Source organism: Nonomuraea rhizosphaerae (assembly GCF_019396405.1).
Taxonomy (GTDB): Bacteria; Actinomycetota; Actinomycetes; order Streptosporangiales; family Streptosporangiaceae; genus Nonomuraea; species Nonomuraea rhizosphaerae.
The window spans coordinates 1-12,462 of the sequence record NZ_JAHKRL010000056.1 but is presented as its reverse complement, the minus strand read 5'-3'; the positions used below and the strand labels follow the sequence as shown (position 1 = coordinate 12,462).

The 12,462-nt window shown below is 69.9% G+C and carries 13 protein-coding genes; 8 read left to right on the top strand and 5 right to left on the bottom strand.

Features of this window, described 5'->3' with window-relative positions:
• Positions 1–271 (top strand): glycerophosphodiester phosphodiesterase (locus KME77_RS02710; protein ID WP_281424010.1); only part of this gene is annotated, 271 nt, incomplete at its 5' end.
• 18 nt (positions 272–289) lie between these two features.
• Here the strand turns inward: KME77_RS02710 and corA are convergent.
• On the bottom strand, positions 290–1,321 hold the full coding sequence (gene corA / locus KME77_RS02705) for a magnesium/cobalt transporter CorA (protein ID WP_246609069.1): 1,032 nt from the start codon (positions 1,319–1,321) through the stop codon (positions 290–292).
• 465 nt (positions 1,322–1,786) lie between these two features.
• Between corA and purD the strand changes: the two genes are divergently transcribed.
• From purD to KME77_RS02685, 4 genes are all read left to right on the top strand, one after another.
• On the top strand, positions 1,787–3,007 hold the full coding sequence (purD, locus tag KME77_RS02700; protein WP_219461452.1) for a phosphoribosylamine--glycine ligase: 1,221 nt from the start codon (positions 1,787–1,789) through the stop codon (positions 3,005–3,007).
• Positions 3,004–3,840 carry a phosphoribosylaminoimidazolesuccinocarboxamide synthase gene (locus KME77_RS02695; protein WP_219461449.1) on the top strand — a complete coding sequence of 279 codons (837 nt, stop codon included), beginning with the start codon at positions 3,004–3,006 and terminating at the stop codon, positions 3,838–3,840. Before purD ends, KME77_RS02695 begins: the two co-directional genes overlap by 4 nt.
• Positions 3,841–3,917: 77 nt before the next feature.
• Complete coding sequence (gene murA, locus KME77_RS02690) at positions 3,918–5,183, top strand: UDP-N-acetylglucosamine 1-carboxyvinyltransferase (protein WP_219461445.1); 1,266 nt, start codon at positions 3,918–3,920, stop codon at positions 5,181–5,183.
• A 201-nt stretch (positions 5,184–5,384) separates the two neighbouring features.
• Positions 5,385–6,674: a GTP cyclohydrolase IIa gene (locus tag KME77_RS02685; protein ID WP_219461442.1), complete on the top strand. Its 1,290-nt coding sequence runs from the start codon at positions 5,385–5,387 to the stop codon at positions 6,672–6,674.
• 134 nt (positions 6,675–6,808) lie between these two features.
• Here KME77_RS02685 and cas5 read toward each other — a convergent pair whose 3' ends face one another.
• Positions 6,809–6,895 carry a CRISPR-associated protein Cas5 gene (cas5, locus tag KME77_RS30445; RefSeq protein ID WP_219461462.1) on the bottom strand — a complete coding sequence of 29 codons (87 nt, stop codon included), beginning with the start codon at positions 6,893–6,895 and terminating at the stop codon, positions 6,809–6,811.
• Between the two features lie 6 nt (positions 6,896–6,901).
• A complete protein-coding gene (locus KME77_RS02675; RefSeq protein WP_219461440.1) occupies positions 6,902–7,327 on the bottom strand; it encodes a rhodanese-like domain-containing protein in 426 nt (141 codons plus the stop codon).
• A 91-nt stretch (positions 7,328–7,418) separates the two neighbouring features.
• Between KME77_RS02675 and KME77_RS02670 the strand changes: the two genes are divergently transcribed.
• On the top strand, positions 7,419–8,360 hold the full coding sequence (locus tag KME77_RS02670; RefSeq protein ID WP_246609068.1) for an EamA family transporter: 942 nt from the start codon (positions 7,419–7,421) through the stop codon (positions 8,358–8,360).
• On the opposite strand, the gene KME77_RS02665 is transcribed toward KME77_RS02670, so the two are convergent.
• Both KME77_RS02665 and hisC read right to left on the bottom strand, forming a co-directional pair.
• Positions 8,357–9,175 carry a nitroreductase/quinone reductase family protein gene (locus tag KME77_RS02665; protein ID WP_219461436.1) on the bottom strand — a complete coding sequence of 273 codons (819 nt, stop codon included), beginning with the start codon at positions 9,173–9,175 and terminating at the stop codon, positions 8,357–8,359. The genes KME77_RS02670 and KME77_RS02665 overlap by 4 nt on opposite strands.
• 253 nt (positions 9,176–9,428) lie before the next feature.
• Positions 9,429–10,490: a histidinol-phosphate transaminase gene (gene hisC / locus KME77_RS02660; protein WP_219461430.1), complete on the bottom strand. Its 1,062-nt coding sequence runs from the start codon at positions 10,488–10,490 to the stop codon at positions 9,429–9,431.
• A gap of 248 nt (positions 10,491–10,738) precedes the next feature.
• On the opposite strand from hisC, the gene KME77_RS02655 reads away from it, so the two are divergent.
• Both KME77_RS02655 and KME77_RS02650 read left to right on the top strand, forming a co-directional pair.
• Entirely contained in the window at positions 10,739–11,164 is a 426-nt protein-coding gene (locus KME77_RS02655; RefSeq protein WP_219461428.1) for a hypothetical protein, read from the top strand.
• A gap of 144 nt (positions 11,165–11,308) precedes the next feature.
• The coding region (locus tag KME77_RS02650; protein ID WP_219461425.1) for a lactonase family protein at positions 11,309–12,462 on the top strand (1,154 nt) is incomplete at its 3' end.

Here is a 12,462-nt window from a genome sequence, read left to right as displayed (position 1 = left end):
CGACGCGCCCGCGGCCGCCCGCGCCGCCGGGGCCACGACGCTGTCGCCCGAGCACGTGATGGTCGACGAGGAGCTGATGGCCCAGGCGGCGGGCGCGGGCCTGGACGTGGCGGTCTGGACCGTCAACGACAAGGACCTCGCGGCCCGCATGCTGGACCTCGGGGTGGCGGGGATCGTCACCGACTACCCCGATCGGATGCGTGAGCTGTGGCGCGAGCGCGGGCTGCGGCTGCCCGACCAGGTAGGGCCGCTCAAGCCCGCCTGTGTCTGAAGCCCTTCACCATCAGCGCTACAGCCAGCCGTTGCGGCGGAAGCCGCGATGCAGGAGCACGCAGGCCGTGACCATCACGGCCAGCACCGCCGGATAGCCCCATACCGCCTTGGTCTCCGGCATGAAGTCGAAGTTCATGCCGTAGATGCCGGCGATCATCGTGGGCACGGCCAGGATGGCCACCCAGGACGAGATCTTGCGCATGTCCTCGTTGGCCAGCGCGTTCGAGCGGGCCAGCGCCGCCTGGAGTATCGAGCTGCACAGCTCGTTGGAGGACTCGACCTGCTCGCACACGCGGGACAGGTGGTCGCCGACGTCACGGAAGTACTCCCGCATCTCCGACGGGATCACCCGGCGCTGCGGCAGCGCGGCCAGCGGGGCCTGAAGCGGGGTGACGGCCCGCTTGAGCTCCAGCATCTCCCGCTTGAGCTGGTAGATGCGGTTGATGTCACGGGAGCTGACGTCGGCGAAGACGGTCGCCTCGACCTCTTCCAACTCCAGCTGCATGAGGTCGGCGACCTGGAGGTAGCGGTCCACGACGTGGTCGGAGATGGCGTGCAGCACACCCGCGGGGCCGCGGTCCATCAGCTTGGGCTTGTCCTCCAGCCGCTCGCGCACCTCGGTGAGCGGGCAGTGCCGGCCGTGCCGCACGGTCACCACGAAGTCGATCCCGAGGAACACCATGATCTCACCCGTGGCGATGATCTCGCTGGTGGCGGTCAGCTCGTCGTGGTCCAGGTAGGCGATCGTCTTGAGCACCATGAACAGCGAGTCGCCGTAACGCTCGACCTTGGGCCGCTGGTGGGCCTTGACGGCGTCCTCGACGGCCAGGGGGTGCAGGCCGAACACGCCGGCCAGCCACTCGACCTCGGGGGCCTCGGGCTCGTGCAGGCCGACCCAGACGAACGCCTTGGCGCCGTCGGAGTGGGCGTTGTGCTCGCGGACCAGGTCGAGCGACTCGACGATGCCGGAGGCGCTGACCTTCTTGCCCTTGACGTACGCGCCGAACTCGACGAGCGAGTCGACCGGGGGCCCGCACTCCTCACCCATTACCGCGGGCTTCGCGGACGGGCGTGAGACGCGTGGCTGAACGGTGTGACGGTTGGTGCGACGGAAAAGCGTGGACGAGCGCATGGCAGTCCCTTTCCGCCCGACGCGGCACGCTCCACACGCGACGAAAAGTCACCTCAATCAAGACAAATGCGTGGAGGCACGATCAGGCTGCCGGATTGGAGTGGTCGGGGGTATGCGGGGTGTACGTGAGTGAGCACGTACTGCTGGGATCACCAGGTTTCATCCCGGACCACCTCCAATCACAAAAGGTGCCATAAAGCCGCCCTAAGTTATCACAGGCGACGCAACCCTCCCGACGATACTCGCCGAGGCGGGCTCGGATCACGGAGAACTCCACAAAGTTACCCCCTTATTCCGACACATCGACTGCCAGGGGTGGCGGCGACGGGGGTGGGTGAGTGCGCCGGGAGGTCGCGGGGCCGGGGCTGACACAATGGGGCCGTGCGCGTTCTAGTCATCGGCTCCGGCGGGCGTGAGCACGCCCTGTGCCGTTCACTCAGCCTCGATCCCCAGGTCACCGAGCTTCACAGCGCCCCCGGCAACGCGGGCACGGCGGAGATCTCGACCACCCATCAGGTCACGGCCACCGACCCGGAGCAGGTGACCGAGCTGGCCAGAAGGCTGGAGGCCGACCTGGTCGTCATCGGCCCGGAGGCGCCGCTGGTGGCGGGGGTGGCCGACGCGGTCCGCCGGGCGGGCATCACGTGCTTCGGGCCGTCGCGGGAGGCGGCGATGATCGAGGGCTCCAAGACGTTCGCCAAGGAGGTCATGACGGCGGCCGACGTTCCCACGGCGAGGGCGCGCACGTGCGTGACGCCCGAGGAGGCGGCCGCGGCCCTGGAGGAGTTCGGGGCGCCGTACGTGGTCAAGGACGACGGGCTGGCGGCCGGCAAGGGCGTCGTGGTCACCGAGGACAGAGAGCTGGCGCTGCGGCACGCGGCGGCGTGCGGGCGGGTGGTGATCGAGGAGTTCCTGGACGGCCCGGAGGTGTCGCTGTTCGCGCTGTGCGACGGCAAGACGGCCGTGGCGCTCCAGCCGGCACAGGACTTCAAGCGTGCGCACGACGGCGACGAGGGTCCCAACACCGGCGGCATGGGCGCGTACACGCCGCTCACGTGGGCCCCCGAGGGCCTCACCGAGCAGGTCATGCGCGAGGTGGTGCACCCGACGGTCGGCGAGCTGGCCCGGCGCGGCAGCCCGTACCAGGGCGTCCTGTACGTGGGTCTGGCGCTGACGGCGAAGGGGCCGAAGGTGATCGAGTTCAACGCGCGCTTCGGCGACCCGGAGACCCAGGTGATCCTCGACCGGCTGGAGACGCCACTGGCCGGCCTGCTGACGGCCTGCGCGACGGGGGCGCTGGGCGAGGCGCCGGCGCCGGTGTTCCGTGACGGGTCGGCGGTCACGGTGGTCGTCGCGGCCGAGAACTACCCGGACAGCCCGGTCAAGGGCGACGTGATCGAGGGGCTGGAGCCGACCGCGGACGCGTACGTCCTGCACGCCGGCACCAGGCGGGAGGGCGACAGGGTGGTGTCCGACGGCGGCCGGGTCCTCGACGTGGTCGGCACCGGCCCCGACCAGGAGAGCGCCCGCCGCAACGCCTACGAGCTCGTCGGGCGGGTCAAGCTGCGCGGCTCGCACCACAGGACGGACATCGCCCGATGAAGCACCTGCACTCCGGCAAGATCCGCGATCTGTACCGGACCGACGACGGCCTGCTGCTGATGGTGGCCTCGGACAAGATCTCGGCCTTCGACCACGTGCTGGAGAGCGAGATCCCCGACAAGGGCGCCATCCTCACGCAGATGTCGCTGTGGTGGTTCGAGCAGCTCGCCGACGTGGTGCCCAACCACCTGGCGGCGCCGGGCCCCGACTCCCGCAGCGTGCTGTGCCGGCCGCTGCGGATGGTGGCGGTGGAGTGCGTGGCGCGCGGCTACCTGACCGGCTCCGGCCTGACCGACTACCGGCGCGAGGGGGCGGTCTCCGGCCTGCGGCTGCCCGAGGGGCTGGAGGACGGCTCCAGGCTGCCCGAGCCGATCTTCACGCCCTCCACCAAGGCGCCGGTCGGGGAACACGACGAGCCGATCTCGTACGAGCGGGTCGCAGCCGACGTGGGCGAGGAGACGGCGGCGGAGTTGCGGCGGATCACGCTGGCCGTCTACCGGCGCGGGGCGGAGATCGCCCGCGAGCGGGGCATCATCGTGGCCGATACCAAGATCGAGGTCGGCTGGGACTCCAACGGCGTGCTCACGCTCGGGGACGAGGTTCTCACGCCCGATTCGTCGCGTTTCTGGCCTGCCGATCAGTGGCAGCCCGGACGTACCCAACCCTCTTTCGACAAGCAATATGTAAGGGATTGGCTGACTTCGCCCGAATCGGGATGGGACAAAAGCTCAGGAACCCCCCCGCCTCCTCTTCCCGACAAGGTCGTCGAGCAGACCCGGCAGCGTTATCTCGAAGCCTACGAGCGCATCACGGGAGCTCCCTTTCGCCGATGATTCGGCTGGGACAGGTGTGGTTAGCGGCTACTGTTGGCCCGGTCTAGCCTGACCGATACTTCCGAGGAGCCGCACGAATGGTCCGTTACCGCGTGCGCGGTGGCAACCCACTGCGCGGGACCGCCTTCATCCAGGGCGCCAAGAACGCCGTGCTGCCCATGATCGGCGCCGCTCTGCTGGCCGCCAACGGCCGCACCGTGCTGCGCAACGTGCCGATCATCGAGGACGTACGGCGGGCGGTGGAGCTGGCCGAGTCCGTCGGCGCCTTCGTCGAGCTGCACGAGGCCGAGCGCACCCTGGTGATCGACGCCTGCAAGCTGACCAGTCCCGTGCTGCCGGCCGAGATCGCCAGGCGTTTTCGCGGTTCGGTGCTGTTCACCCCCGCGCTGCTGCACAGGCTGGGCGAGGCGATCGTGGAGGGCGTCGGCGGCTGCAACCTCGGCAGCCGCAACCTCGACTTCCACTACCTGGGCTACAAGCGGCTCGGCGCGGTCGTGGAGGAGAACGAGACCGTCATCCACGTCAAGGCCTCCGGCCTGACCGGCGCGACCCTCTACCTCGACACCCCCTCGCACACCGGCACCGAGAACCTCATCATGGCCGCCGCCCTGGCCAAGGGCACCACCGTGATCGAGAACGCGGCGCTGGAGCCGGAGGTGCTCGACGTCATCGACATGCTCACCAAGATGGGCGCGCGCATCCGCGGCGGCGGCACCGGCTTCATCACCGTCGAGGGCGTGGAGGAACTGCACGCGGTCGAGCACACGGTGATGCCGGACCGGCTCGACGCGGGCGTGTTCGCGATGGGCGCGGCGATCACCGGCGGCGAGCTGAGCCTTGTCGGCACCGGTCTCGACCTGGGCGTCGTCCGCTACAAGCTGGAGCAGATGGGCGTCGACTTCGCCCGGCCCGGCGCGGTGCTGCACGTGCGGTGCGACCGGCCGCTGCGGCCGATCAACATCATCACCGACACCTACCCCGGCTTCGCGACCGACCTGCAGTCGCCGATGATGACCGTCGCGGCCCTGGCCGACGGCACCAGCTACATCCACGAGCGCATCTTCGACGGCCGCTTCGCGCTGGCCGGCGAGCTGAACAAAATGGGCGCCGATGTGGAGGTCGAGGGCAGCAGGGCGATCGTGCGGGGCGCGACGCCGTTGAAGGGCACTCAGGTGACCGCGCACGACCTCCGTTCGGGAATCGCGCTCGTGCTGGCCGGACTCGCCGCCGAAGGCGAGACCGTCATCGAGTCCGGATACCTCATCGATCGCGGGCACGCCCATCTCGCCGAGCGAATGCGGGCACTCGGGGCGGACATTACACGAGAGATTTCCGATCGCTAGAAATCGTTAGGAATACCTCTCTGAGCTGCTGAAAGACCTTCACAGACAGTCAACCTGAACGGCTTTCCGGAAAAGTCGGGCGTGACATTATGGTCCCCGCGAGCGATCGTTCCAAAAGAGAGCACTGCAACGGACAGCAGGATGGGACGAACATTGGTCGAGAGGGCCGAAGAAACTCCCCGAGTGTCACGCCCGGGCGCCATGACACCGGACCTCACCATTGGTGTGGTCGGACCCCACGATTTGGTCGAGCGGGTCATGCTGATGGGACACGCTGCTGCGCCACTTCCGTGCCGCTTGGTGGCGGCCGCCTACCGTGACGAACAAGAGGCGCCCGACAAAGTGACGCGGCTCGGTCCAGGCGTGGACGCATGCCTTTTCGCCAGCCCGGTCCCCTACGACCTGGCGAGGCGTTCCGGTGTGCTGACGATGCCGGCGACCTACGTCCAGCTCGGCGGTGCCGCGTTGGTGGCGGCGCTGGCGAAGGCGGCGCTGGACTCGCGCATCGACCCGCAGCGGGTGAGCATCGACGTGGTCGGAAGGGCCGACGTCGAGGAGGCGTACACAGACCTCGGGATTCCGGCAACAGATGTGCACAGCCGCGACGAGCCGGGAGCCACCGGCACGATCGCGGCCTACCACGAACGCCTGGCCCGCCAGGGGGCCACCACGGGCGCGCTCACGTGCCTGCCCGCGGTCGCCGAACGCCTTCAGGCGGCCGGCGTCCCCGTCATCAGGATCAGGCCGACCTCGGCGGCGGTGCGCACCGCGCTGCACACGGCAGCGCTGCTCGGCGCGCATCACCGGCTGGAGGAGTCGCAGCTCACCGTGGTTCTGGTGGAGGTGCCGACGCTCCGCGAGCCGGTACGCCGGGCCGCGCCGCGCTACTGGCGCGACGAGCTGCGGCTGTCGCTGCACCGGCTGCTGGTCCAGGAGGCGAACCGCATCAACGCCACCGTCTGGCCGATCGACGACCACAGCTACCTGGTCACCGCGACCAGGGGCTCGATCGCCGCGGCCACGGACGGGTTCAGGGTGTTGCCGTTCGCCGCCAGGATCCGCGACGAGCTGGGGCTGGCGGTCGAGGTCGGCGTGGGCATGGGGCGCACGACACACGACGCGGAGTCGCACGCGCGGGCCGCACTGGCGCGTACGCAGGCGGGCAAGCAAGCACAGGGCTTCGCCGTGGACCGGGAGGGCAGAGCGCTGATCCCGGCTCCCCGGATGCCTCCGGCGGGCTCCACCACGCTCAAACCGAAGGGCGTGGAGGTGCTGGCCCGGCTGGCCGCCAAGCTGGAGGGCGGTGACACCGTGGTCGATGCCGAAGGCGCGGGGAAGATGCTCGGGGTGACACCACGTACGGCTCGGCGGTTGCTGCGCACGTTGGTTGACGAGGGACTCGCGTGGCCGCTGCCGCCCAACCGCACGCCTCAACCCGGGCGGCCGCGTCAGCTCTACCGCCTCATCGTGGAGAAGCTCGGGCCACGCTGAGCGGCCCCCTGGTACGGGTCCGCCGTCCCCCCTTCCCCCTTTCCTGGGGCGGCGGGCCCCCTCCCGCCACGGACGGCGGGCCGAGAGCCGTTCCACGCTGCCGTTCCGCGCCGCCTTTTCGCGCGGCCTTTTCGTCAACGTGAACATATGGTTGACCGCGTGGGAAGGGGGTATGTATTGCGTCGCCCCCGATCGACGGGATTCGGACGGGGGCACCAAATCCTCTCTCAGCAGGCGCAGGCGGCGCCGTCCACGGGGGCCGTGAGCGGGTCGGCCGCGCGGCGGCTGACGCCTGAGGCACTCTCCACGGGGAAGCCCTCGCGGGCCCAGTACTCGAACCCGCCCAGCATCTCCTTGACCCGGTAACCGAGCTTGGCGAACTCCAGCGCGGCCCGGGTCGCGCCGTTGCACCCGGGACCCCAGCAGTACGTCACGACCGCCGCCGTGTCCGGGACGAGGTCGCGGGCGCGGGCGGCGATCTCGGCCGTCGGCAGGTGGACGGCGCCCTGGATGTGTCCCTGGTCCCAGCTCTGCTTGCTGCGGGAGTCGACCACGACGATGCCGGGGACGCCGTCGGCCAGGTCGGCGGCGACGTCGGACACGTCGGTCTCGTAGGTCAGGCGGTCGGTGAAGTGCGCGATCGGATTCGACATGCCCAGATCCTGACATTTCGCGTTTTGGCCAGGACAGTGGCGCGAAAGCCGCCTATCGCTAATATCACGCCAACCGCTATTGTCAGGACCTATGCAACCGAACACCACTGACCAGCACCGCTCTCCCCTCATGATCTGGAGCGCCCTGGTCATCGTCTATGTGGTGTGGGGGTCCACGTACCTGGGCATCCGGATCACCATCGAGACCGTGCCCCCGTTGATCAGCGGGACGCTGCGGTTCGCCGTGGCGGCGCTGCTGCTCGGCGGGTTCCTGGTCGCGCGCAAGGGGTGGGCGGTCTTCCGGATGACGCGCCGGCAGTTCCTCGGCGCCTCGGTGGCCGGACTGTTGCTGCTGACCGGCGGCAACGGCATGGTGTCCGTGGCCGAGCAGTACATCTCCAGCGGGCTGGCCGCCCTGCTGGTCGCCTCCGTGCCGCTGTGGCTGGTGGTGTTCAGGATCGCGGTGCGCGACCGGCCCCTGCTGATGTCGCTGGCCGGGGTGCTCGTCGGGTTCTGCGGCGTGGCCGCCCTGTCGCTGAACGGCGGCGGCGGGGCCAGCAGCACCACCGGCATCGTGGTGATCCTGCTGGCGTCCCTGTCGTGGTCGGTCGGGTCGTTCCTGTCGGCGCGGATCTCGATGCCCGCCGACCCGTTCGCGGCCAGCACGATCGAGATGATGGTCGGCGGGCTGGGGCTGCTGGTCCTCAGCCTGTCGGTGGGCGAACGGCTCGACCTCGCCGCCGTCTCGGGGCGGTCGTGGGCGGGGCTGGCGTACCTGGTGCTGGTGGGGTCGCTGATCGGCTTCACCGCCTACACGTGGCTGCTCGGCAACGCGCCGATCTCGCTGGTGTCGACGTACGCGTACGTCAACCCGGTCGTGGCGGTGCTGCTCGGCGTGCTCGTGGTCGGCGAGCACGTGACCACGCAGATCCTGATCGGCGGGGCGGTGATCGTGCTGGGCGTCGCCCTCGTGGTGTCCACGGAGCGACGCCCAAGAGCGGCGCGCAAGGCCCCTGAGAAGGTAGGGGTCTAGCCGGCGTTCAGCAGCGGGACCAGGCACTCCTCCTCGTAGTCAAGGTGGGCCTCCAGCTCGCCGGCGAGCCGCTCGAACTCCGCCAGGACGCCGTCCTTGTCCTCGCCCTTCAACAGCTCCTGGATCTCCTCCAGGAGCCTGGCGACGGTCTCGTGCTCCTCGCGCAGCCGCGCCACGACGGAGGCCAGCTCGGGGTACTGCCGCTCCATCGAGGGCAGCATCGCCGCGTCCTCCATCGAGTGGTGGAAGCGCAGCCCCTGGCACATGTTCAGGCAGTTGATCCGCAACTGCACGCCCAGCCCGGGACCGGCCGCCGCCAGCTCCTTGCGCACCTGCGCCAGCTCCCTGCGGAATGCGTTGTGCACCTGGACGAGCATGTCGCCCGGCCGCCCGGCGTCCGGGCCGCCGCTGACCATGTCGAGGGCGATCACGGGGATGACCCGGGTCGTCCTGGCCTGGTAGGCGGCCCATCCCGGGTCCATCTCGACCGCGCGGGCGAAGGCCGCGTCGCGTTCCTCGCCCTTCAGGACGACCGCGTCCGCGTCGTAGGTGAAGACGCCGGTCTCGACCTTGACCCGGGGGTTGGTGAGCAGGTTGTGGTACCAGGCCGGATGCCTGGGCGCGCCGGCCGCCGAGGCGATGACCAGGATGCGCTCACCGTCGGGCAGGAAGCCGACGGGGGTGGTGTGGGGGGCGCCGGAACGGGCGCCGGTGGTGGTCAGGAGGACCAGCCTGGCCCCCTCGAAGGGGCCGCCGACCTCGCCGTGGTTGGCGCGGAACTCGTCGATGATCTGCTGGTTGAAGTCCATGGGCATGCGTGTTTGTTCGCTCTCCTGGCGTGTGAATGGGGTGGCTGAGGCCACGCACGCCGTACCGACCCTCGACGGGGTATGGGAAAAAGAGAAGAGCAAGGGGGACGACGCGCGGGCGCGCGATCAGATCAGGCGACGCCTGTGAAGTGAGTAGTCACGACATCATCCCCTAAACCCGGTGCCTCCATGCCGCCGCCGTCCTCCGGGCGGCGACACGCGACAAGAGGCCCATTACAGGCCCTCGGCGCTTACCTTGTCAACCTGCGCGAAAGGCCGCGGCGGCGGTCAGGAACGCGTCGTTGGCCTCCGGGGAGCCGATCGACACACGCGCGCCCTCCCCCGCGAACGGCCGCACCGCCACGCCCTCCAGCCCGCACGTCCCGGCGAAGTCGAGCGTGCGGTCGCCGAGGCGCAGCCACACGAAGTTCGCCTCGGTGGGCGGGACCGTCCAGCCCTGGGAGATCAGCGCCTCACGTACCCGGGTCCGCTCCTTCACCACGGCGTCGACCCGCTCCAGCAGCTCGTCCTCCGCCCGCAGCGACGCGATCGCGGCGATCTGCGCGAGGTGGTTGACCGCGAACGGGATGATCGTCTTGCGCACGGCCGCCGCCACCGGCTCGTGCCCCACCACGTAGCCGACCCGCAGCCCGGCCAGCCCGTACGCCTTGGAGAACGTGCGCAGCACGCACACGTTCGGGCGGTCACGGTAGAGCGTGAGGCCGTCGGGCACGTCCTCGTCGCGCACGTACTCGCGGTAGGCCTCGTCCAGGACCACCAGCACGTCGTCCGGCACCCGGTCGAGGAACGAGACCAGCTCCCGCGTGCGGATGGAGGTGCCGGTCGGGTTGTTCGGGTTGCACACGAACACCATGCGCGTCCGCTCGTTGATCGCCTCCGCCATGGCGTCGAGGTCGTGGTCCTCGCCCTTCAGCGGCACCTGGACCGACGTGACGCCCGCCAGGTCGGCCAGCAGCGGGTACGCCTCGAACGACCGCCACGCGTACACGACCTCGGCGCCCGGCTCCCCCACCGTCTCGAACAGCTGCTGCGCCACCGTGACCGACCCCGCGCCGAGCGCGATGTGCTCGAACGGCACCCCGAACCGCTCCGCGATCGCCTCCGTCAGCTCGACCGCCGCCGGGTCCGGGTAGCGGTGCACCTGACGCGCGCCCTCGGCGATCGCCTCCACCACGGAGGGCAGCGGGTCGTACGGGGACTCGTTGGAGGAGAGTTTGTGCGAACGGCCGTCGGGCGAGACGACGGCCTTGCCGGGCTTGTACGCCGGCATGGTGTCCAGGATCGAGCGGAAACGCGGCATGCCCTCACCTTACCGACGCGGAGGGCGTGGGACGGGGCACGCACCCGGAGATCAATCGCCGGTGGCCAGGACAGGACACGACGGCGCCGAATGCTCGACGCCTTATCCGCTCTGACATATTGTCCGGCGAGAGGCGGTGCACCGCTTTATGGATAACGGCTCTCGGCTTTATGGATAACGGCTCTCAGCACCGGACGAATTCCACGCCCATTCGGCCGGAACCTTTCACCTTCGACAAGGGGCGACACATGTCCGAATCACCCACGTCCGGCAAGAGCGCGCAAGAGTTGTTGCAGATGGAGGCTCAGCAGTTCCGCGCCCGCCGCCGCACGTACGGCAACGGCGCCATCGCCGACACCGCGTGGAACGGCTGGCGGCTGCAACCCGACAAACTCCTCCTGACCCTCTGCGACAGCACCGGCCACGACCTCTATGACCTGCAGATACAGCAGTTCACCAGCTCGTCGCGGATTCTCGACTTCCTGGTGCACGTGAGCAAGAGGGGATGGCCGGGAATCGACACCGGCCAGGCGACGATCGGGCTCCTGAAGGCGATCGACGACATCCTGCGCCTCCAGACCAACGTGTGCGCCGGTGGCGCCAATCAGCAACTCCAGGACGCGCAGGTAAGCGAGCTGATAAACGCCTACGTGCAGCGTTTCAACTCGGCCTGAGACCTTCGGGGCCCGGCCTCTCGAAAGAGAGGGCCACGCGCGGCGATGCGCTGCAATATGAACTGGAACGGGATGGCACGCCCCCACAGGTGCAGACCCATCGGTCGAACCACGGGGAAAACCATGAAATACCAGAAGCCATCTGTGTCCACGCGAAGGGGCGGTGCGGTCCTGGCCGTCGCCGCGCTGCTCGCCGTCCCGTTCCTCACCCCGGCCCAGGCCGCCACGGGACCGGTCCTGCCGCCGTCCGGCGGCGTCGTCTACGTCACCAACGCGGTCTCCGGTGACGTGTCCTCGCTGGCGATCGGCCCGCACGCCGTCCTCTCACCGCTCGGCACGCCCGTGTCCACCGGCGGCAAGTTCCCCCGGGCCATCGCCCTGACCCCGGACGGGGCCACCGCCTACGTCGTCAACAGCGACTCCGACACGCTCTCGGTCTTCCGCGTGGGGGCACGGGGCGCGCTCCAGCCGAATCCACGCATCCTCCGGACCGGCGACGAGCCGTGGGGAGCGACCGTCTCGCCGGACGGGCGGACCCTGTACGTGAGCAACACCGGCGACGCGACGATCTCGGCGTACCGGATCGGCCCCGACGGGACGTCCGCCAAGCTCGGTGACTTCCGCACCACCTCCGACCAGCCCAAGCAGATGGTGCTGTCCCCTGACGGCCGCTTCCTCTACCTCTCGTACGCCGACGTGGACGACACCTCCGACAGCCCGCCGGAGGTCGTCACCAGGTTCGCCGTGCGCTTCGACGGCACCCTCGGACCGGCGCGGGACGTGGCGAAGGTCGGCCCCGCCGACTACGCGATGGCGATCAGCCCGGACGGCCGCTTCGTGTACGTGGCCTCGTCGGCCACGCTGGACGTGTGGGGGTTCCGGCGCGGCCCGGACGGCTCGCTGACCCCGGTGCCCGGATCGCCGTTCCCCGCGCCCGACGCCCCGGTCGGCCTCAAGGTCACCCCCGACGGTCAGCACCTGTACGTCGGCAGCAACGACGCCGAGACCGACTCGCCTCCCGGCGGCCTGCTCGGCTTCACGATCCTCGCCGACGGCTCGCTCCGGCCCACCGCCGACTCCCCCACCCCGACCCCCGACGGCGCCATCGTCGACGCGGTCGCGATCACACCGGACGGCCGGAGCGTCTTCGGCTCCGTCCGGGACACCAGCCAGGTGGTCGCGTTCGAGATCGGGGGCGGCGGGACGCTGAAGCCGGCCCCGGGCTCGCCGTTCCCCACTGGCGGGGAACGGCCGCTGAGCCAGTCCATCGCGGTACGCCCGGTTCCCGCGGCCACCGC

Bases quoted from the DNA above. Each gene is read 5' to 3' on its own strand.
- KME77_RS02675 (WP_219461440.1), bottom strand. From the start codon at position 7,327: ATGTCGAATCCGATCGCGCACTTCACCGACCGCCTGACCTACGAGACC.
- KME77_RS02665 (WP_219461436.1), bottom strand. From the start codon at position 9,175: ATGCCCATGGACTTCAACCAGCAGATCATCGACGAGTTCCGCGCCAAC.
- KME77_RS02670 (WP_246609068.1), top strand. From the start codon at position 7,419: ATGCAACCGAACACCACTGACCAGCACCGCTCTCCCCTCATGATCTGG.
- KME77_RS02685 (WP_219461442.1), top strand. From the start codon at position 5,385: ATGACACCGGACCTCACCATTGGTGTGGTCGGACCCCACGATTTGGTC.
- hisC (WP_219461430.1), bottom strand. From the start codon at position 10,490: ATGCCGCGTTTCCGCTCGATCCTGGACACCATGCCGGCGTACAAGCCC.
- murA (WP_219461445.1), top strand. From the start codon at position 3,918: ATGGTCCGTTACCGCGTGCGCGGTGGCAACCCACTGCGCGGGACCGCC.
- KME77_RS02695 (WP_219461449.1), top strand. From the start codon at position 3,004: ATGAAGCACCTGCACTCCGGCAAGATCCGCGATCTGTACCGGACCGAC.
- corA (WP_246609069.1), bottom strand. From the start codon at position 1,321: ATGGGTGAGGAGTGCGGGCCCCCGGTCGACTCGCTCGTCGAGTTCGGC.
- KME77_RS02655 (WP_219461428.1), top strand. From the start codon at position 10,739: ATGTCCGAATCACCCACGTCCGGCAAGAGCGCGCAAGAGTTGTTGCAG.